At 68.6% G+C, this 21768-nt stretch carries 10 protein-coding genes; 9 read left to right on the forward strand and 1 reads right to left on the reverse strand.

What is annotated here, in order from left to right:
- Positions 1–73: 73 nt before the first annotated feature.
- Positions 74–1465 (forward strand): adenosylmethionine--8-amino-7-oxononanoate transaminase, encoded by a 1392-nt coding sequence (gene bioA / locus SLW52_RS14095; RefSeq protein ID WP_267101090.1) that lies wholly within the window; start codon positions 74–76, stop codon positions 1463–1465.
- Positions 1456–2187 (forward strand): 16S rRNA (uracil(1498)-N(3))-methyltransferase, encoded by a 732-nt coding sequence (locus tag SLW52_RS14100; RefSeq protein WP_148827631.1) that lies wholly within the window; start codon positions 1456–1458, stop codon positions 2185–2187. The genes bioA and SLW52_RS14100 overlap by 10 nt, the downstream gene beginning before the upstream one ends.
- A 158-nt stretch (positions 2188–2345) precedes the next feature.
- On the opposite strand, the gene SLW52_RS14105 is transcribed toward SLW52_RS14100, so the two are convergent.
- Entirely contained in the window at positions 2346–3368 is a 1023-nt protein-coding gene (locus tag SLW52_RS14105; protein ID WP_320740633.1) for a glucokinase family protein, read from the reverse strand.
- Between the two features lie 873 nt (positions 3369–4241).
- Between SLW52_RS14105 and SLW52_RS14110 the strand changes: the two genes are divergently transcribed.
- The 7 genes from SLW52_RS14110 to SLW52_RS14140 all read left to right on the forward strand — a co-directional run bounded on the left by SLW52_RS14110 (position 4242) and on the right by SLW52_RS14140 (position 21410).
- Complete coding sequence (locus SLW52_RS14110) at positions 4242–6902, forward strand: TonB-dependent receptor (RefSeq protein ID WP_152237209.1); 2661 nt, start codon at positions 4242–4244, stop codon at positions 6900–6902.
- 99 nt (positions 6903–7001) lie between these two features.
- Complete coding sequence (locus SLW52_RS14115; protein ID WP_320740632.1) at positions 7002–8696, forward strand: alpha-L-fucosidase; 1695 nt, start codon at positions 7002–7004, stop codon at positions 8694–8696.
- Positions 8693–9748: a glycosyl hydrolase family 18 protein gene (locus SLW52_RS14120; RefSeq protein WP_267119017.1), complete on the forward strand. Its 1056-nt coding sequence runs from the start codon at positions 8693–8695 to the stop codon at positions 9746–9748. Before SLW52_RS14115 ends, SLW52_RS14120 begins: the two co-directional genes overlap by 4 nt.
- 119 nt (positions 9749–9867) lie before the next feature.
- Complete coding sequence (locus SLW52_RS14125; RefSeq protein WP_320740631.1) at positions 9868–12360, forward strand: family 20 glycosylhydrolase; 2493 nt, start codon at positions 9868–9870, stop codon at positions 12358–12360.
- Positions 12361–12376: 16 nt separating this feature from the next.
- Positions 12377–15076, forward strand: coding sequence for a glycoside hydrolase family 2 protein (locus tag SLW52_RS14130; RefSeq protein ID WP_320740630.1), 2700 nt, complete (start codon positions 12377–12379; stop codon positions 15074–15076).
- A gap of 200 nt (positions 15077–15276) precedes the next feature.
- Positions 15277–17805: a glycoside hydrolase family 3 C-terminal domain-containing protein gene (locus SLW52_RS14135; protein WP_320740629.1), complete on the forward strand. Its 2529-nt coding sequence runs from the start codon at positions 15277–15279 to the stop codon at positions 17803–17805.
- A gap of 632 nt (positions 17806–18437) precedes the next feature.
- Complete coding sequence (locus tag SLW52_RS14140; protein WP_320740628.1) at positions 18438–21410, forward strand: TonB-dependent receptor; 2973 nt, start codon at positions 18438–18440, stop codon at positions 21408–21410.
- Positions 21411–21768: the final 358 nt, after the last annotated feature.

Below are 21768 nucleotides of genomic sequence, written 5' to 3' on the forward strand. Positions count from 1 at the left end.
CCGGCACCCTGCGGCGCCGGACGGCGTCGATCGATAGAATGCGCGGAGCGAAGAACCTGTTCATGAGCGCGAAATGCTATCAGACCTGACCGCAGCACAGATGGCCGAGGCGTGGCGCACGCGTGATCTGGCCGTGCTCTGGCACCCGTGCACGCAGATGCGCGAGCACCCCGACACCCTGCCCCTGGTCCCGATCGCCCGTGGCGAAGGCGCCTGGCTGATCGACCACGGCGGCCGCCGCTACCTGGATGCGGTGAGCAGTTGGTGGACGAATCTGTTCGGCCACGGCGAGCCGCGCATCGCCGCGGCCATCGCCGCCCAGGCCACCCAGTTGGAGCAGGTGATGCTGGCCGGCTTCAGCCACGAACCGGCGGTGCTGCTGGCCGAGCAGTTGCTGGCGCTGGCGCCGCGCCAGGAAGGGCGCGCGCCGCTGGCCAAGGTGTTCTATGCCGACAACGGCTCGGCCGGCGTGGAAGTGGCGCTGAAGATGGCCTTCCACTATTTCCAGAACCGCGGCGAACCGGGGCGCACCCGCTTCGTCGCGCTGGAGAACGGCTACCACGGCGAGACCATCGGCGCCCTGGCGGTCGGCGATATCCCGCTGTACCGGCGGGTGTACGCGCCCCTGCTGGCCGAGGCGCTATTCGCGCCCTCGCCCGACGCGTACCAGGCAGAACCGGGACAGAGCGCGCGCGAACGCGCCGATGTCGCCGCCGATGCGCTGGCCGACCTGTTCGACCGCCATCCCGGCGAGATCTGTGCGGTGATCCTGGAACCGCGCCTGCAGTGCGCCGGCGGCATGCGCATGCACGATCCGGCCTATCTGCGGCGGGCGCGCGAACTGTGCGACGCCAACGGCGCCTTCCTGATCGCCGACGAGATCGCCACCGGCTTCGGCCGCACCGGCACCCTGTTCGCCTGCGAGCAGGCCGGGGTGATGCCGGACCTGCTGTGCCTGTCCAAGGGCCTGACCGGCGGCTTCCTGCCGCTGTCGGCGGTGCTGGCCACCCAGCATCTGTACGACGCCTTCCTCGACGACAGCCGCGAACGCGCCTTCCTGCATTCGCACAGCTACACCGGCAACCCGCTGGCCTGCGCCGCGGCGCTGGCGTCGCTGCGGATCCTGCAAGAGGACGACGTGATCGCGCGCAACCGCAGCACCGCCGAGACCATGCGCGCGCTGTCGGCGCCGTTCGCCGAGCATCCGCACGTGGCCGACGTGCGCCAGGCCGGCATGGTGGTGGCGTTCGAACTCACCCGCACCGGCGACAAGCGCACGCCCTTCCCTGCGTCCGCACGCGTCGGCCTGCACGCCTACCGTGCCGCGCTGCAACGCGGGGTGGTGCTGCGCCCGCTGGGCGACGTGCTGTACTGGATGCCGCCGTACTGCGTGGACGCCGAGCAGTTGACGCTGCTGGCCGAGACCACGCTGGCGGCGATCGACGAGGCGGTGGCATGCGCCTGACCCGCTGCCATGTGGAGCTGCCGCTGCACGCCGGCGCCGAGTTGAGCCTGCCGGAAGACGTCGCCAACCACCTGCTGCGCGTGCTGCGGCTGCGCGAGGGCGATCCTTGCGTGCTGTTCAACGGCGACGGCTGCGATTACCCCGCCGAACTGCTGCAGGCCGGCAAGCGCAACGCCAGCGTGCGCATCGGCGCGGCGCAGCCGGTCGACAACGAGTCGCCACTGGCGATCACCCTGCTGCAGGGCGTGGCGCGCGGCGAGAAGATGGACCTGATCCTGCAGAAGGCCACCGAGCTCGGCGTCGCCGCGATCGTGCCGGTGTGGGCCGAGCGCACCGAAGTGAAGCTGGATGCGGCGCGGGTGGACAAGCGCGTGGCGCACTGGCGCAGCGTGGTGATCTCGGCCTGCGAACAGTCCGGCCGCGCGCGCGTGCCGCAGCTGAGCGCGCCGCTGGCGCTGGCCGATGCGGCGCGCGCCGCGGCGGACAGCCCCTGCCGGTTGATCCTGGATCCGCAGGGCGAACAGCGCCTGCGGTCGCTGGCCATCGGCGGCGCTGCGGCGACGATCGCGATCGGCCCGGAAGGCGGCTGGTCGCCGCGCGACCGCGCCACGCTGGAGGCCGCCGGCTTCGTCGGCCTGCGCCTGGGGCCGCGCATCCTGCGCACCGAAACCGCCGGCCTGGCCGCGATCGCGGCGCTGCAGGCGCACCACGGCGACCTGTGAGTTCAGGCAAGCGATGACGCTGTAGACAGCGGCGCCGCAACGCAGGCGCCGCAGGCATGGGACATATATATGTGTCGACGCGCTACGGCACGCCAGGCACGCCGCGCCGGCGTTGCGGGACGCCGCCCATCGGCGCGGCCATCGCCGCACCGGTCCGCTCAGTGGCGCTGCTGCAGGAACCAGTTCGCCGCGCCGATCACCCCGAGCTGGCCATGCTCGACCAGCTTCACCGGGATCTGCTCCAGCGCAGGACGCATCGCGCCCTTGTTCAAGTAGCGCTCGACGAAGCTGCTGGCGGACAGGAACGCGCCGATCTGCGGCAGGAAGCCGCCGGCCAGATAGATGCCGCCCTGCACGCCGTACAGCAGCGCCATATCGCCGACCACGCTGCCTAGCAGGCCGCAGAACGCGGACAGTGCCTCGTGCGCGAGCGGATCGTCGCCGGCCAGCGCAGCCGCGGTGATGTCGTTCGGTGCGGCATGCGCAGGCGTGGCGCCACGCAACTCGCACAACGCGCGATAGAGATTGAGCAACCCGGGGCCGGACAGGAAATGCTCCATCGGCACATAGGAGCGATCGCGCAACAGCCGCTGCGCCAGCGCCAGTTCCAGATCGTTGCCGATCGGCAGCGCGGCATGGCCGGCCTCGGTGGCCAGCACCATGGCGCCGCCCTGGGTCGGAATCCACACCGCGGCGCCGAGGCCGGTACCCGGACCGATCACCAGCGCAGGCCCGCGCTGCGCCTTGCGCGGCCCGGTCAGATGCAGCACTTCGCTGGCGTCCATCGACGCGGCCGCATACGCCACCGCTTCGAAATCGTTGACCAGATGCAGTGCCTTCAGGCCCAGCCGCTCGCGAATTTCCGGCGGCGACAGCGTCCACGGCAGATTGGTGGTGATGACGCGACCATCTTCGAGCGCGTAACCGGCGCTGGCGATCACCCCACGGGTCGGCTTCGGCCCCTGCACCTGGCCCAGGAACTCGCCGATGATCTCGGCCAGACCGGGGTAGTCGGCGCAGCGGTATTTGCGATAGTCCAGCACATCGACGGACGGCGCCGGGCCGGCACCGGCAGCGCGTGCGACCAGGCCGATCCGGACATGGGTTCCGCCGACATCGGCAGCAATGAAGGGCTCGGCGCGCGGCACGGCCGCTGCCACTGATGAACTGCTTGCGGACACATCTTCTCCCGTTGCGCCAGAGCAGGCGCACGCCGATTCGGCAGATTGATCGATCGAGTGTCGGACCACCTTGACAACGTTGTCAAGGTGATTTTCACCCGTTTGTCGTTTTGTCTTCACCACTGCGACTTCATCGGCCGGATCGCCCGGCCGTTCGAGTGGTCGATCGCATGGCGCGTTGCATGGGTGAACATCCGTCGCAAAATTTCGCCGCATTGCACAAATTCCTGCCACACGCCCGGCCAACCGGCAGCGCCTGCCACACCAGGGCCTCGCGGCCAACGCAGGCCCGTTGCACCCATCCGCGGGCATGTTTTCTTTTGTAGACAAGCACCTAGGAGACGCGGCGGAAGGGCCGCGAAAGCCTCCGGAAAGATGCCGCGGCGAGCCTTGCTTGCATTCGTCAAAACCACGTGAAACGGGTGTTGACAACGCTGTCAGCGCTACGACAGACTCGGCTCACACAAGTTTTACAACTTCAAGACATGCCACGTTCAGGGGATTCAGACACAGCGACGCATCGCCGCTCCTCCCGCGCCAAGTGGCAGGACGCGCGCTGACGCTGCGACCGGCATCCCCGAACCGACGAAACCACGCCCCGAGCCGGGCCGGACGCAGCGGCGTCCGGATCAGGCGACAAGGTGCACTGCTGTATTGCTGGACTTGGTTGTTACCTGCAGGAACACAGGAAGGACTGGCGCCCTCGATGCCGCCGGTTGGCTACTTCCGCGTCAGCGACCGGACGACGCGCATCGAGATGCGATCCGCGCAGCGCCACCAGGCGCGGCGCCATCCACAAGGCCGGGCAGCGGCCAGCACGCCGGAACATCGGTTGGCACCTCATGCCCAAGTACTCACCCAGAGGTTTAGCCAATGAATAGCCGCACCACTACCTTAGCCCTCAGCATCATGGCCGCGCTGTACCTGTCCGGTAACGCCGCCGCGCAGGAAGCGCCCGCTTCCGCCACCGCGGATTCCAAGAACGTCCAGCAGCTGGATGCCATCACCGTCACCGGTTACCGCGCCTCGCTGGAGAAGAGCCAGTCGGTGAAGCGCTCGGCCAACTCCATCGTCGATGCGATCAGCGCCGAGGACATCGGCAAGTTCCCGGACACCAATGCCGCCGAGTCGCTGGCGCACCTGCCGGGCATCAGCGTGGACCGCCAGTTCGGCGAAGGCGAGAAGGTCAGCATCAACGGCACCGACCCGGCGCTGAACCGCGTGCTGCTCAATGGCCAGACCATCGCCTCGGGCGACTGGGGCGGCAACCCGACCGACACCAGCGGCCGCACCTTCAACTACACCCTGCTGTCGCCGGAAATCATCGGCCTGATGGAGGTCTACAAGACCCCGGAAGCCCGCATCGACGAAGGCTCGATCGGCGGCACCGTGATCGTGCACACCCGCAAGCCGCTGGACCTGCCGAAGAACACCATCCGCGGCTCGATCGGCTACAACTACAACGACCGTTCGGAAGAAGGCAATCCGCGCGGCTCGGCGCTGTGGAGCTGGAAGAACGACGACGAGACCTTCGGCGCGTTGATCTCCGCCACCCACGACAAGCAGGATCTGTCGCGCGCCGGCATCGAGTTCTTCGGCTACAACACCGGCGCCGGCATCCCGCCGACCGCGCGCATCTCCGGCGACGGTGGTAACGTCGCGACCGCCAAGATCCCGGTGGGCATCAATAGCGCCTTCTTCCAGCAGACCCGCGAGCGCAACGGCCTGCAGGGCGCGCTGCAGTGGAAGCCGAACGATCAGAACGAGTTCAACCTGACCGGCATCTACATCAAGGGCAAGTACAACAACTTCAGCGAATCGCGCTACGTCTGCCCGGGCTGCGGCGACCAGGACAAGATCACCAGCGCGACCGTGCAGAACGGCTACATCACCCAGGCCACGGTCACTGATGGCGCCGGCAACGGCAAGCAGCCGTATGCGCAGCTGGACACCAACTACCGCGAAAGCACCGTCACCACCAAGAGCCTGAACCTGCGCCACGACTTCTACGGCGACAAGTGGGTGTTCACCTCGCAGGTCGGCACCACCGAGGCCACCGGCGGCAAGAACCCCGAATACCTGATGAAGTTCCTGCTGAAGGACGGTGGCTACAACTTCGGTTACGACGGCAGCCACACCGACGTCAACTACGACAACGCCAGTGCCGCCAACTGGGGTCTGGTCGGTTCGCCGGCCGGCCTGGCGCCCGGTTCCACCGCCGCTTCGGCGATGCAGGCAGGTGGCATCTACTACGCCAAGAGCACGGACAAGGAGAAGTACTTCCAGTTCGACGCCGCCCGCGATCTGGACTGGGGCCCGCTGAACAAGCTGCAGCTCGGCTACAAGTACATCAACCACGACAACGGCGTCGACGCCCGCGGCAACCGCATCAACACCACCAATGCGATTTCGCTGACCGACTTCAGCCCCGGCACCACCCCGAGCGGCCTGTACGACGGCCTGGGCGCCAGCGGCGACCTGACCAACTGGCCGACCGCCAACCTCAACTCGGTGATCAGCTACCTGCGCGGGCAGCCGCAGGGTCCGTACAACCGCGACTACGGCTCCTCGTTCGACGTCAAGGAAATCACCAGCGACCTGTACGCGCAGCTGAACTTCGAGTCCGGCGCGTGGCGCGGCAACCTGGGCGTGCGTTATGTCGACACCAAGGACAAGTCGTTGTACTGGCAGAGCGCCGATGGCGGCGCCACCTACAACCAGACCCAGGTGAGCAAGCAGTACTACAAGCCGCTGCCGAGCTTCAACCTGGCCTACGATCTGGATACCGACAAGGTGCTGCGCTTCTCCGTGGCCAAGGTGATGGCACGTCCGCGCTACGGCGACCTGGCCGGCTCGTTCACCATCAACAGCAGCAACGGCAACCTGACCGCCAGCGGCGGCAACCCGGACCTGAAGCCCTACGAGTCGACCAACTACGATCTGGCCGCCGAGTGGTACTTCGCTCCGTCCAGCATGCTGTCGGCGGAACTGTTCTATCGCGACATCAGCTCGTACATCGTCACCACCACCTCGCAGCAGCAGCTGACCGATGCGGTGAGCGGCGTGAGCGGCCTGTTCACGGTGACCTCGCCGATCAACGCCTCCGACGCCAAGGTCAAGGGCGCCTCGCTGAACTACCAGCAGGCCTTCGGCTACGGCTTCGGTCTGCAGGCGAACTACACCTACGCCACCGCCGACGCCAGCACCGGCCTGAACCTGCCGTACCTGTCGAAGAACACCTACAACGTGATCCCCTACTGGGAAAACGGTCCGTGGATGGTGCGCCTGAACTACAGCTACCGCTCCAAGTACTTCACCCAGGTCGGCCGCCTGAACTCGCAGGTGTTCACCGACGAGTACAAGCAGCTGGACCTGACCGCCTCGTACGAGATCAACGACTGGATGAGCGTGAGCTTCAGCGCGACCAACCTGCTCGACTCGACGTACTACTGGTACAACGAGGTCAAGTACGCGCCGATCGGCATGTACAAGAACGGCCGCGGCTACCAGGCGCAGCTGAACTTCAAGTTCTGATGTAGCACCGGCGCGCCACCGTCCCTCCACGGTGGCGCGCTTTTTCGTGTCCGGCGCGGCGGCGCCGGCATCGTCTTCTGCAACAAGGAGTGCCGTTCCATGACGACCGAGACCCGCCCCCGTGCGGACCGATCCCGCCACGCCGGAGCCGCACGCCAGACCCTGGCCAGCGCGCTGGCCCTCATGCTCGCGCTGACGGCCCTGCCCGCCGGCGCCGCGGATGCGCCGTCGCCGACCGCGCCCACCGCCACCACCCTCAGTCCGGAACAGATCGACCAGCAGTGGCTGCAGGCCACCGCCAAGTACGCGCCCGAACGCGCGCGGCTGGTGCGCGAAGCCAACGATGGCGCGCGCGGCGGACCGTTCCGACCCGACTGGACCTCGCTCAAGCAGTACCGCTCGCCGTCCTGGTACGACAACGCCAAGTTCGGCATCTTCATCCACTGGGGCGTGTTCTCGGTGCCGGCCTTCGGCAACGAATGGTATTCGCGCAACATGTACCAGCAGGGCAGCAAGGACTACCTGCACCATCGGGAAACCTACGGCCCGCAGTCGCGCTTCGGCTACAAGGACCTGATCCCGCTGTTCACCGCGCCCAAGTTCGATCCGCAGGCCTGGGCCACCCTGTTCCGCGATGCCGGCGCCCGCTACGTGGTGCCGGTGGCCGAACACCACGACGGCTTCGCGATGTACGACTCGCAGCTGTCGGACTGGACCGCGGTCAAGATGGGTCCCAAGCGCGACGTGCTCGGCGAGCTGTCCAAGGCGATCCGCGCACAGGGCCTGCATTTCGGCCTGTCCTCGCACCGCGCCGAGCACGACTGGTTCTTCGACGGCGGCCGCCAGTTCGACTCGGACGTCAACGACCCGCGCTACGCCGGCCTGTACGGCCCGGCGCAGGTCCGCCTGCCGGGCAAGGACGACGCGGACGTCACCAACGACTGGACCCCCGTGTCGCAGGCCTGGCTGGACGACTGGCTGGCGCGCACCACCGAACTGATCGACCGCTACGACCCGGACCTGATCTATTTCGACTGGTGGATCGCGCACCCGACCTTCCGCGGCACCCTGCCGACCATGCTGTCGTATTACTACAACCACGGCGCGGCCAAGGGCGGCGTGGTGGTGAACTACAAGCTCGGCGCCTTCCCCGAGGGCGCCGGCACTCTGGACATCGAGCGCGGCCAGCTCACCGGCATCCATCCCACGCACTGGCAGACCGACACCTCGGTCAGCAACGCCTCGTGGGGCTATGTCGAGAACGACACCTACAAGACGCCGACCTTCATCATCCACATGCTGGTGGACGTGGTCAGCAAGAACGGCAACCTGATGCTCAACATCGGTCCGCGCGCCGACGGCTCGATCCCGGACACCGAACGCGCGATCCTGCTGTCGATCGGCAAGTGGCTCAAGACCAACGGCGAGGCGATCTACGACAGCACGCCGTGGCGCAGCTACGGCGAAGGCCCGACCGAAGTGGTCGGCGGCACCTTCCAGGACACCAAGACCAAGCCGTACACGCCCGAGGATTTCCGCTTCACCACCGGCCACGGCGCGCTGTACGCGATCGAGCTGAGCTGGCCGGCCGACGGCCAGGCGCTGATCCGCTCGCTGAAGCCGGCCGATGGCGTGCGTGGCGTCACCCTGCTCGCCAACGGCAAGCCGGTGCCGTTCGAGCAGCGCGCCGACGGCCTGCACCTGCGCCTGCCGGCCAAGCCGGTGGGCGACCACGCCTACGTGTTCCGCATCGACCTGACCTCCCCCACTCCGCCAACGGATCCCTCCCGATGATCAAGCGTTTCGCAGGGCTGCTGTTCGCCCTCGCCCTGGCCTGCGGGCCGGCCATGGCCAAGAACCCGACTGCGCTGTTCTATCTGATGAACACGCAGAAATCGACCAATTCGTTCCTGGCCCACCTCGACAAGATCGACGTGGTGGTGCCGACCTGGTACGGCGTGGACCAGAGCGGCCTGGTCAACGGCACCCCGAACATGTACCTGTACGAGATCGCCAAGCAGCACAAGCTGCGGGTGATGCCGATCCTGTCGATGACCGCCGGCCGCGAGGGCTTCCACAAGCTGCTGCACGACGAGGACGCCAAGCAACGCATGATCCAGGCGCTGCTGATCCACGGCCGCAAGCACGGCTACTACGGCTTCCAGTTCGATTTCGAGAGCATCGCCTGGACCGACCGCGACGCCTACTCGCTGATGGTCAAGCAGACCGCCGAGGCGCTGCACAAGGCCGGCTTCAAGCTGTCGGTGGCGGTGGTGCCGAACGCACCCGGCTATGCCGAGGGCGGCGCCTTCGCCAAGTGGATGTGGGAGTACTGGCGCGGCGCCTACGACCTCAAGGCGCTGAGCGCCTCGGCCGACCTGATCAGCCTGATGACCTACGACCAGCACACCCGCTGGACCGCGCCCGGCCCGGTGGACGGCATGGTGTGGATGAAGAAGCACCTGGACTACGCGCTGACCCAGGTGCCGAAGGACAAGCTGTCGCTGGGCATCGCCACCTACGGCTACCGCTGGTACACCGGCAATCCGGTCAAGCCCGACGGTACCGAAGCCTCGAACATCACCGCCGACTACATCGACGCCGACGAATCGTTCCCGCTGGCCGAGGAGCAACACGCCACCGTGCAGTGGGACCCGGTGGAGCAGGAGTCGTGGTTCTACTTCTACCGCGACGACATGCGCGAATGGGTGTTCCGCCCGGATGCGCGCAGCTTCCGCGCCCGCTACGAGCTGACCAAGCAGTACGGTCTGGAAGGCTTCAGTTGCTGGGTGCTGGGCGCCGAAGATCCCAAGGTCTGGGACGAACTGCCGACCGCGGCGCGCTGAGCGGCCGCACGACCGAGATGCGACACGAGGGGCACGCGGCGCGCAGCGAACGCGCCGCGCTCACCCCAGGCTACCTCACAGCCTCTACGATACGCATCTCGATCGCTTGAGGTAGACCGATGACTGCAGTGGGTGCACACCCCCGATTGCCGCACCGCCCGATGCCCGCCGCCGCGCGCATCGCGGCGGCCTCCCGCAACGCCTGGCTGGGGTTGTCCCTGCTCGCCTGTGGCAGCCTGCTCGGCGGCTGCGACCGCACTCCGTCGCCAGCGCCGGCGCCCGCGGCCAAGCCTGCCGCAGCGCCGCCGCCGGCCCCGAAACACGATGACGACGACGACAAGACGCCGCTGCCGTTGATCCCGGCGCCGGCCAAGGCCGAGCGCGACGGCGGCACCCTGACCATCGGCACCGGCGCCGTGCTGTCGGTGCCGCTCGACGACGCTGGCGCGCAGCGCGTGGCGCAACAACTGTCGCAATTGCTGAGCAAGACCCGCGGCCTGTCGCTGGAGGTGCGTGCGGAGACCATCCCCGCCGACGGCAGCATCCGCCTGCAGCTCAACCCCAATACCGAGGTCGCGCAGGCCGAGGGCTACACGCTGGACGTGGACCCGCGGACCATGCTGATCCAGGCGCGCGAAGAGCGCGGCCTGTTCTACGGCGCGATCAGCGCCTGGCAGTTGATGACCCCCGACGCCGGCAAGGGCGAGGTGGACGTGCCGCAGGTGCATATCCGCGACTGGCCGCGCTTCGGCTGGCGCGGCGTGCTGCTCGACGTGGCACGGCACTTCCACGGCCCGGACACGGTCAAGCGCCTGATCGACGCGATGGCCCAGCACAAGCTCAACGTGCTGCACCTGCACCTGACCGACGACCAAGGCTGGCGCATCGAGATCAAGCGCTATCCCAAGCTCACCGAGATCGGCGCCTGGCGCACCCCGCCGGGCGCCGGCAGCCACGGCCTGCCCGATCGCTACGGCGGCTTCTACACCCAGGACCAGATCCGCGACCTGGTGGCCTACGCCGCCGAACGCCACGTCACCATCGTGCCGGAGCTGGACATGCCCGGGCACGCGCAGGCGGCGGTGGCCGCGTACCCGGAGCAGGTCGGGGTGACCCGGCAGCGGCCCAAGGTGTCGGTGGACTGGGGCGTCAATCCCTACCTGTTCAACACCAACGACAAGAGCATGACCTTCATCCGCGGCGTGCTGGATGAAGTGCTGCAACTGTTCCCCTCGCCGTACATCCACATCGGCGGCGACGAAGCGGTCAAGGACCAGTGGGAACGCTCGCCGGCGGTGCGCGCGCAGATGCGCAAGCTCGGCATCAAGGATGCGCATGCGCTGCAGGGTTGGTTCAACCAGCAACTGGCCGACTACCTGACCCAGCACCAGCGGCGCCTGATCGGCTGGGACGAGATCCTGGAAGGCGGGCTGCCGGCCAGTGCGTCGGTGATGTCCTGGCGCGGCGTGGACGGCGCGGTCGCCGCCGCCAAGCAAGGCCACGACGTGGTGCTGGCACCGGCCGGCTGGATGTACCTGGACAACCTGCAGAGCGCACGCAACGACGAGCCCAACGGCCGCCTGGCCACGCTGCCGCTGCAGAAGGTCTATGGCTTCGACCCGGTGCCGGCCGCGCTCAGCGCCGAGGAGAGCAAGCACGTGCTCGGCGTGCAGGCGGCGCTGTGGAGCGAGTACATCCCCTCCACCTGGCATATCGACCATGCGCTGTTCCCGCGACTGAGCGCGGTGGCCGAGGCCGGTTGGTCGCCGATGGCCGCACGCGACTGGAACGGCTTCCTGCAGCGCATGCCGGCGCAGCTGGACCGCTACCGCCTGCAGGGCATCGCCTACGGCGACGGCGCCTTCGCCCCGGACATCGCCGTGCAGGGCGGCGACAACGCCGCGCTGGACAGCGGGAAGGCCACCGTGTTGCTGGGCAACCAGGCCAAGTTCGGCAGCTTCCGCTACACCACCGACGGCAGCGAGCCCAAGGCCGATTCGCCGCGCTACACCGCGCCGTTCGCGGTGACCCTGCCGGTCACCGTGCGCGCGGCCACCTTCGCCGACGACGGCCGTCTGCTGGCCGCCCCGCGCAGCCGCATCCTCGACCGCGCCAACCTGCTCAGCCGCGATACCCAGGGCCTGGCCTCGTGCGAAGGCGGCGAGCTGGGCCTGCGCGTGCCGCTGCTGCCGGACCTGGCCGACCAGGACACGCCGGTGTTCAACATCGACCTGTTCACCAGTTGCTGGCGCTACGCCGACGCGCGGCTGGACGGCATCGACCGCATCCGCATCGACGCCGCGCGCCTGGCGCGCAACTACGGGCTGGCGCACGACCAGGCCAAGGTCAAGCGCTACCCGGCGCACAGCCCGCGCGGCGAGTTCGAAGTGCGGCTGGGCGACTGCAAGGGCAAGCTGCTGGCGCGGCTGCCGCTGCCGGCCGGCAAGACCCTGGGCGACCAGTTCGCGCTGGAAGCGCGGCTGCCCAAGCAGAGCGGCGTGCACGACCTGTGCCTGCGCTCCACCGCGCCCATCGCCGGCCCGTACTACGCCATCGGCGCCGTCCATCTGATCGACACCGCGGCGCAGGCGCCCCCCGCCGCCGCGCACTGACCACGGAGACCCTCGCATGACCCTGCCGCCCCGCCGCCCCCGTTCCGCGCCGCGCACGCGCCTTCCTGCCCGCCTCGGGCTGCTGCTGGCGCTGGCATTGCCGGCGCTGGGCCAGGCGGCGGCGCCGGCGACGCTGTCGCTGCAACAGGGCTGGCAGGTGCGTCTGGCGCCGGGCGATGCCAACGCCAAGGCGCACCCGAAGGCCGCGCAGTGGCTGCCGGCGCAGGTGCCGGGCACGGTGCAGACCGACCTGATCGCCGCCGGAGTGGTGCCCGATCCGTTCTATCGCGACAACGAAGCGCAGATCCAGTGGGCCGGGCTCAGCGACTGGCAGTACCAGACCCGGTTCCAGGTCGACGCGGCCCTGCTGGCGCGCCCGCACTTGGAACTGGTGTTCGACGGCCTGGACACCTTCGCCGAGGTCTACCTCAACGGCAAGAAACTGCTGGCCGCCGACAACATGTTCCGGCAGTGGCGGGTCGACGCCAAACCGCTGCTCAAGCGCGGCGACAACGTGCTGGAAGTGCGCATCGCCTCGCCGATCAAGAAGATCCAGCCGTGGCTGGCCAAGCAGCCGTACGCGCTGCCCGGCGCCTACGATTCGGCGTTCGGCGACGAGCCGGTGGCGCGGCACAGCTCCACCTACGTGCGCAAGGCGCCTTACAACTTCGGCTGGGACTGGGGCCCGCGCATCGTCACCGCCGGCATCTGGCAGGGCGTGCGCCTGGAGGCCTGGGACGACCTGCGCGTGGACGGCCTGCGCATCGCCCAGCAGCGCGTTGACGCCGATGCGGCGCAGTTGCTGGCGCAACTGCAGGTGCAGGCCGGCCGCAGCGGCGAAGTGCAGTTGGACCTCGATGTGCTCGGCCCCGACGGCCAGCGCGTCGGCCAGTTCAGGCAGCGCGCGGTCGTCGATCCAGGTGCCAACACCCTGACCGTGCCGGTACGCATCGCCAAGCCGCAGCGCTGGTTCCCGGCCGGCTACGGCCGCCAGGACCTGTACACGTTCAAGGCGCAGCTGCGCGATGCCGCGGGCGAGCGCCTGGACGTGCAGCGCGTCACCGGCCTGCGCAGCGTCGAGTTGCGCCGCGAGAAGGACCAGTGGGGCAAGAGCTTCGCCCTCGTGGTCAACGGCATCCCGGTGTTCGCCAAGGGCGCCAACCTGATTCCGTTCGACAGCTTCCCCACCCGCGTCGACGCCGCGCGCATGCGCGGCTTCCTGCAGTCCGCGCGCGACGCCAACATGAACATGCTGCGCATGTGGGGCGGCGGCCATTACCAGCCGGACAGCTTCTACGAGGATGCCGACCGCCTGGGGATCATGATCTGGCAGGACTTCATGTTCGGCGGCGCCATCCCACCCTACGACGTCGCCTTCCGCGAGAACACCCGCGCCGAGGCCGAGGAGCAGGTGCGGCGCCTGGGCGATCACCCCAGCATCGTCATCTGGTGCGGCAACAACGAGGTGCAGACCGGCTGGGAGAACTGGGGCGACCGGGTCAAGTTCAAGCGGTCGATCGACCCGGAAGAGCGCGAGCGCATCGTCCGCGGCATGACCACGCTGTTCGGCACGGTGCTGCGCGAGGCGGTGCAGAAGTACGACAGCGACACCCCGTACTGGGCCACCTCGCCGGGCACCGATTTCGACGGCGCCGCCGACCAGCCCGACGACGGCGACATGCACTACTGGAAGGTCTGGGGCGGCCCGGCGCTGCCGGTCACCGAGTACCTCAACGTGACCCCGCGCTTCATGTCCGAATACGGCCTGCAGTCGTTCCCCGAGATGCGCACCATCCGCGCCTTCGCCGAACCCGGCGACCTGCAGCCGGAATCGCCGGTGATGCGCGCGCACCAGAAGTTCGACAAGGGCAACGGCAACCAGCGCCTGCTGCTGTACATCCGCCGTGCGTTCGGCGAACCCAAGGACTTCGCCAGCTTCGTCTACCTGAGCCAGATCATGCAGGCCGAGGGCATCACCCTGGCCGCCGAACACCTGCGCGCCTCGCGGCCGCAATCGATGGGCTCGCTGTACTGGCAGCTCAACGACGTGTGGCCCGGCGCCTCGTGGTCGAGCCTGGACTACTTCGGCCGCTGGAAGGCGCTGCAGTACCATGCGCGCCGCTTCTACGCGCCGGAACTGATCGCCGCACTGCGCGACGACAAGGGCCAGACCACCGTGTCGCTGGTTTCCGACCGCACCACGCCGCTGGCCGCGCGCTGGCGCATGCGGGTGATGGACCTGTCCGGCAAGGTGCTGAGCAAGACCGAGAAGCCGGTGACCCTGGCGCCGCTGTCCAGCGTGCGCGTGGGCAGCTTCAGCGATGCGCAGTTGCTGCGCCGCGCCGATCCGCGCCGCAGCGTGGCGGTGTTCGAGCTGCTCGACGGCGAGCGCGTGCTGTCGCGCACCCTGGTGTACTTCGACGCGGCCAAGCGCCTGCAGTGGCCGCAGGCCGACATCCGCGGCGAGCTGCGCGCCGATGGCGACGGCTACGCGCTGACCCTGAGCAGCGCCACCCTCGCCGCGCAGGTATGGCTGAGCTTCGGCGACCTCGACGTGACCCTGTCCGACAACGCCTTCGACCTGCTGCCGGGCGAACCGCTGACCGTGCGCGTGCACAGCAGCGCCACCCTGGAGCAGGTGCGCGCGGCGCTGCAGGTGCGCGATCTGGGCGGGACCATGGCTGGCGCGCCGGCCGAACCGGCGGAGGCGAAGTGATGGGCAAGCCGATGTCGCGGGCAGGCGTCACCTTGTGGGAGGGACTTCAGTCCCGACGGGGCGTTACCGGTAAAGCGTCGGGACGAAAGTCCCTCCCACAAAAGCGCCTCTACCTGGCGCTGTGTGCGATCGGCCTGCTTGCCGCCCCGCTCGCCCATGCCGACGAGGCCGAGGACCGCGCCGCCGCGCTGGTGGCGAAGATGACCCGCGCCGAGAAGATCGCGCAGGCGATGAACGCTGCGCCGGCGATCCCGCGCCTGGGCGTGCCGGCCTACGAGTGGTGGAGCGAGGGCCTGCACGGCATCGCCCGCAACGGCGAGGCCACGGTGTTCCCGCAGGCGATCGGCCTGGCCGCGACCTGGAACGCCGAACTGCTGCACGACGTCGGCACCGTCACCTCCACCGAGGCGCGGGCCAAGTTCAATCTCGCCGGCGGCCCCGGCAAGGACCATCCGCGCTACGCCGGGCTGACCATCTGGTCGCCCAACATCAACATCTTCCGCGACCCGCGCTGGGGCCGCGGCATGGAGACCTACGGCGAGGATCCCTACCTCACCGGACGGCTCGCGGTCGGCTTCATCCACGGCCTGCAGGGCGACGATCCGGCGCATCCGCGCACCATCGCCACGCCCAAGCACCTGGCCGTGCACAGCGGGCCGGAACCGGGCCGCCACGGTTTCGACGTGGACGTGTCGCCGCACGATTTCGAGGCGACCTATTCGCCGGCGTTCCGCGCCGCCATCGTCGACGGCCAGGCCGGCTCGGTGATGTGCGCGTACAACTCCCTGCACGGCACGCCCGCCTGCGCCGCCGACTGGCTGCTCGACGGCCGCGTGCGCGGCGATTGGGGCTTCAAGGGCTTCGTGGTGTCCGATTGCGATGCGATCGACGACATGACCCAGTTCCACTACTACCGCCCCGACAACGCCGGCTCGTCCGCGGCCGCACTCAAGGCCGGGCACGATCTGAACTGCGGCTACGCCTACCGCGAGCTCGGCATCGCCTTCGACCGCGGCGAAGCCGACGAAGCCCTGCTCGACCGCTCGCTGGTGCGCCTGTTCGCCGCGCGCTACCGGCTCGGCGAATTGCAGCCGCAGCGCAACGATCCGTATACGCGGCTGGGCGCCACGGACATCGACAGCGCCGCGCACCGCGCGCTGGCGCTGCAGGCCGCGCAGCAATCGCTGGTGCTGCTGAAGAACGCCGACGCCACCCTGCCGCTGCGCCCGGGCCTGCGCCTGGCCGTGCTCGGCCCCAACGCCGACGCGCTGGCCGCGCTGGAAGCCAATTACCAGGGCACCTCGGTGCAGCCGGTGACGCCGCTGCAAGGGCTGCGCACGCGCTTCGGCGCCGCCCAGGTCGCCTATGCGCAGGGCGCGCCGCTGGCCGCCGGCGTGCCCGGCATGATCCCCGAGACCGCCCTGCGCAGCGACGGCAAGCCCGGGCTGCGCGGCGAGTACTTCGACAACCTGGACCTGGCCGGCACGCCGCGCGTGCAGCGCCAGGACCGCGTGGTCGGCTTCAACTGGGACCACGTGGCCCCGGCCAAGGGCGTGGACAAGGACCGCTATTCGGTGCGCTGGAGCGGCGAACTGCTGCCGCCCGGCCCGGGCGACTACACCCTGGCGGTACGCGTGGCGCGCTGCTTCGATTGCGCCGGCCACGACCCGGTGCGCCTGTACATCGACGACCAGCTGGTGGTGGCCGGCAACGCCGAGGACAAGCACGTGCCGGCCGGCATGCACAACGCCGACGGCCGCAACGTCGAGGCGGTGCTGCATTTCGACGACGCGCGGCCGCGGCGCATCCGCCTGGAGCTGGAACACCGCGGCCAGGACCAGGGCTTGCGCCTGGAGTGGCTGGCGCCGCCGGCGCTGCAACTGGCCGAGGCCGAACGCGCGGTGGCACAGGCCGACGCGGTGGTGGCCTTCGTCGGCCTGTCGCCGGACGTGGAAGGCGAGGAACTGCGCATCGACGTGCCCGGCTTCGACGGCGGCGACCGCAATGACCTGGCCCTGCCGGCCGCGCAGCAGGCGTTGCTGGAGCGGGCCAAGGCCAGCGGCAAGCCGCTGGTCGTGGTGCTGATGAGCGGCAGCGCGGTGGCGTTGAACTGGGCCAAGCAGCATGCCGACGCGATCATCGCCGCCTGGTATCCGGGCCAGTCCGGCGGCACCGCCATCGCCCAGGCGCTGGCCGGCGACATCAACCCCGGCGGGCGCCTGCCGGTGACCTTCTACCGCTCGACCAAGGATCTGCCGCCCTACGTCAGCTACGACATGAAGGGCCGCACGTATCGCTACTTCAAGGGCGAGCCGCTGTTCCCGTTCGGCTACGGGCTGAGCTACACCCAGTTCGCCTACGACGCGCCGCAGCTGTCGACCGCGACGCTGCAGGCCGGCCAGCCGCTGCAGGTGAGCACCACCGTGCGCAACACCGGCGCACGCGCCGGCGACGAGGTGGTGCAGGTGTACCTGCAATACCCGCAGCGCGCGCAGTCGCCGCTGCGCAGCCTGGTCGGCTTCCAGCGCGTGCACCTGCAGCCGGGCGAGGCGCGCACGCTGACCTTCGCATTGGACGCGCGCCAGCTCAGCGACGTCGACCGCAGCGGCCAGCGCGCGGTCGAGGCCGGCGACTACCGCCTGTTCGTCGGCGGCGGTCAGCCGGGCACCGGCGCACCCGGCGAGGACGCGGCGTTCTCGATCAGCGGGCGCATGGCCCTGCCGAAGTGAGCGACGGGGCCGCCCACGGCCCCTGTCTACGAAATGCGCCAGCGCATGCGGCGGTGCAGCGTAACGGCCCGGCGCGCTGCCGCCGCCGGGCGCCATCCCCGCACGTTCCAGCATCCTGCTAATTTATTTTTCACGACCTATTGACAGTCTTCCGGGACAGAGGTATCGATAACACGTCGGTGCCACGCATCGACGATGCCAGACGCGCCGAACGCCGCAGCACTTGCGGCGTTTTCCAGGGCAGTTCCAGGGGTGATGTGCCATGTCATGCAGTCGTCGCAGCCAGGATCGATGCCTCGCCGGAGTTCCGGCGCCCTGCCTGTCGTCCGCGTTCCGCGCGGGCACGCATGGGGGCCGCTGCGCATGACCCGTCGCTACAAGCTGAGCGCGCTGCGTTCGCGCTCCAAGTGCATCGCCGGCTACTCGCCGCCACGCCACTGATCGCCGTTTAACGGTCCGCCCAGCCGGCAGACGCCTCGCGTCGGTCGCCGTTCGCTCTGTCCTGTTCGCACGCCATCCGGCGTGCGGTTCGAGCGCGCGCGCCTTCCGTCCACCGTGTCTGCCATCCAGGAACGCAGCGGCGCGTCGCCTTCGGCGCGTGCCCGCACCGATCACGATCAGCGAGGTGTCACGTGGCAACCCATCCCTATTGCAAGCGCAAGGCGCTGTGCGCCGCCATCCTGGCCATCACCGGCCTTGTCGCCACCGCACCGGCGCTGGCCGGCACCGTGCAGGGCGAACTCAAGGAGCGCAGCAGCGGCAAGCCCGCCGCCCATGCGAAAGTGGCCATCGTCGGCACCGCGCTCAGCGCCGTCACCGACGCCCAGGGCCGCTTCGTCATCGCCGACGTGCCGGCCGGGCAGTACGCACTGCAACTGGACTATCCCGGTTTCAGCGCGCCGGAAACCACCGTGCAGGTCGCCGACAGCGGCGCCGCCACGGTGTCGATCGCGCTGGACGAGGCCAAGCAGTTGCAGACCATCAGCGTGGCGGCCAACCGCTACGACGCCAGCACGCTGAAGATGAATTCCTCGAACACGGTGGACGTGCTCTCGGCCAACGATCTCGAGCACACCGCCGTGCACAACGTCGCCGAGGCGCTGGGCCTGATCGCCGGCATCAACATCACCTACAGCGGCTCGGGCTACTTCGGCGGCGTCGACGGCGCCGCGCGCGGCGAAGGCATGTTCGCCTCGGTGCGCGGCCTGCCCTCCGAGTACAACGTCAACCTGATCGACGGCGTCACCGTCGCCCAGGGCATGCCGTACAGCCGCAGCGTGCAGTTGAGCCTGCTGCCGCCTTCCGGCCTGCAGACCATCGTCGCCAACAAGACCTCCACCGCCGACATGGACGGCGACGCGATCGGCGGCACCCTGGATTTCCGCACGCCCACCGCCTACGACTACAAGGACGCCACCAGCGGCAGCGTCACCGTCAGCGGCCGCGTCGAGAGCCGCGCCCGCGACTACGGCGGCGACGGCCTCGGCGGCGGCCTGGCCGGCGAGTTCCAGCACAAGTTCGGCGACGAGCAGCAGTTCGGCTTCTACGCCAGCGCCTATTACGACTACCGCACCTCGACCAACAGCGAGGTGGCCGCGGCCACCAGCGCGCTCAACGACGGCTCCTGGAAATTCCTGCATGCCAATGCCGACGGCAGCAACGCCGCCGGCTACGCGCCGCAGGACAACCTGACCAGCACCGGCATGAACGTCGGCGTGGTCGCCGGCTGGGAGCGCCGCTACGGCGGCAATGCCGCCTTCGACTGGAACGTGGACGAGACCCTGTCGCTGTACGCGCGCGCCACCTACGCCTACGCCAAGACCGACCAGGGCACCACCTTCGTGCAGTTGCTGCCGCAGGACGTCAGCTTCGTGCCGACCGCCACGCCCGGCGTGTATTCGCCCAACATCAACCGCATCGCCGCGCGCTTCTGGTACGAGACCAACCCGGAAATCGCAGACCTGGCCACCTTACAGGTGGGCGCGCGCAAGACCGTCGGCAACTGGACGCTGTCGCCGAACCTGTTCTACAGCTTCGGCGACAACGACCGCCCCGACCACATCGAGATCGACGGGCGCGAGGACAAGTTCAGCCAGACCAACTTCGCCTACTCCGGCAGCAGCCTGATGCGCTACGGCAGCGGCGCCTTCCCCTATCCGCAGCTGACCCCGGCGCTGCTGGCGCAGGTCAACAACATCCCCTCGCTGTACGCCAGCAGCTACGGCGAATCGACCAAGATCTACTCCGGACAGAAGAAGGGCGGCGCCAAGTTCGACGCGCGCTACGACTTCGCCGACGGCGCGCTGACCGCGCTGCAGTTTGGCGTGAAGTACAGCAAGAGCAGCCGCCACTACAGCAACCGCGACTGGTGGACCGGCCCGGTGCCCGACACCAGCACGCTCGGCGACCTGGGCATCTTCAACGGCGGCTACGCGGCGATCTTCCCCGGCAAGTACCACTGGGCCACGCCGCGGGTCAGCGAGGGCGCGGTGGCGCAGGTCATCGCCAACCACCTCACCGACGACGACCTGGATACCTGCGGCAGCGCGTTCTACGTCAACAACTACAACTGCAACACCATGCGCGGCACCGAGGCGGTCAGCGCCGCCTACGCGATGGCGACCTTCTCCTTCGGCAGCCTGGAGGTGGTGCCCGGCGTGCGCTTCGAGCACACCAGCATCCACAACACCTTCTGGACCACGCCCACCGACAGCGACGGCAACCAGCAGGTCGGCTACTTCGCCGCCAACAGCACGCATTACGACCAGCCGCTGCCGAGCGTGTTCCTGACCTGGCGCCCGGACAGCGCCACCACCTACCGCGCCGCGCTGTGGACCAGCTACACGCGGCCGGCGTTCGTGCAGTTGGGCGGCGGCAGCCAGATCAACATCTCCAACGGCATCACCACCATCAGCCAGGGCAACCCGGACCTGAAAGCGATCACCTCGACCAACCTGGACCTGTCCGGCGAGTGGGCGACCGACCATGGCGGGTTCTTCTCGGTGGCCGGCTTCTACAAGCGCCTGCATCACTACATCTACGATGCGGGTTCCGGCCAGGCCAATTCGGGCACCAGCGGCAGCGGCACGGTGTTCTACCAGATGCCGACCAACGGCGGCGACGGCCGCGTCTACGGCGTGGAGGTCAGCGCGCGGCAGCGCTTCCAGGATCTGCCGGCGCCGTTCGACGGGCTGGGCGTCAGCGCCAACGCCACGCGCCAGCATGCGCACGCCGATCTGGGCATGATCGGTTTCGAAGACGAGCAGATGCAGTCGGCACCGAATGCGATGGCCAATCTGGAGCTGTTCTACGAGCGCTCGAAGTTCTCGGTGAACCTGAGCTATCACTTCAGCAGTTCGTATCTGCTGAACTACGATTTCCTGCACCAGAACGCGCCGTGGGACGATCTGTGGGCGCGGCCGACGCGGCGGGTGGATCTGCATGCGGGCTATCGGTTCGACAATGGGGTGAATGTGGATCTGTCGATCTCCAATCTCACCAAGGAATACAGCTACTGGGGGCATGTGGGCCGGCACAATCTGGCGGTGTCGGACATCGTGGATGCCGGCATGATGACGTTGTTGACCGTCAAGTACGCGTTCTAGGGCGCGGCGGCGTGCGCACTGGGATGCCATTGCGGAGCGTTGCCAGGGTCTTTGCGGGAGCTTCTTCAGTCCCGACGGGACTTATCGACTTCGCCTCGGCCACGCTTTTTGTGGGAGGGACTTCAGTCCCGACGGGCTTTACCGGTGTCGCCTGGGTTAGCCATCAAAAGCAACAGCTTTCGCCTGGCGGCGAGTCACTTTTCTTTGCTTGTGCAAAGAAAAGTAACCAAAAGAAAGCACACCCCGCCTTCGCGCCCGCTGCGCGGGTCCGCTCCGCTGACGGGATTTTCGGACGGGGCATCGTGCCCCGGCCGAAAACGGCGCACATCCTTGTGCGCCGCCCCCCTGCGGGGGGTTT

Source organism: Xanthomonas sp. LF02-5, assembly GCF_034105325.1.
In the GTDB taxonomy this organism is placed as follows: domain Bacteria; phylum Pseudomonadota; class Gammaproteobacteria; order Xanthomonadales; family Xanthomonadaceae; genus Xanthomonas_A; species Xanthomonas_A sontii.

Excerpts from the sequence above, each read along its gene's own strand:
- bioA (WP_267101090.1), top strand. The coding sequence starts at position 74 with ATGCTATCAGACCTGACCGCAGCACAGATGGCCGAGGCGTGGCGCACG.
- SLW52_RS14100 (WP_148827631.1), top strand. The coding sequence starts at position 1,456 with ATGCGCCTGACCCGCTGCCATGTGGAGCTGCCGCTGCACGCCGGCGCC.
- SLW52_RS14110 (WP_152237209.1), top strand. The coding sequence starts at position 4,242 with ATGAATAGCCGCACCACTACCTTAGCCCTCAGCATCATGGCCGCGCTG.
- SLW52_RS14115 (WP_320740632.1), top strand. The coding sequence starts at position 7,002 with ATGACGACCGAGACCCGCCCCCGTGCGGACCGATCCCGCCACGCCGGA.
- SLW52_RS14120 (WP_267119017.1), top strand. The coding sequence starts at position 8,693 with ATGATCAAGCGTTTCGCAGGGCTGCTGTTCGCCCTCGCCCTGGCCTGC.
- SLW52_RS14125 (WP_320740631.1), top strand. The coding sequence starts at position 9,868 with ATGACTGCAGTGGGTGCACACCCCCGATTGCCGCACCGCCCGATGCCC.
- SLW52_RS14130 (WP_320740630.1), top strand. The coding sequence starts at position 12,377 with ATGACCCTGCCGCCCCGCCGCCCCCGTTCCGCGCCGCGCACGCGCCTT.
- SLW52_RS14135 (WP_320740629.1), top strand. The coding sequence starts at position 15,277 with ATGACCCGCGCCGAGAAGATCGCGCAGGCGATGAACGCTGCGCCGGCG.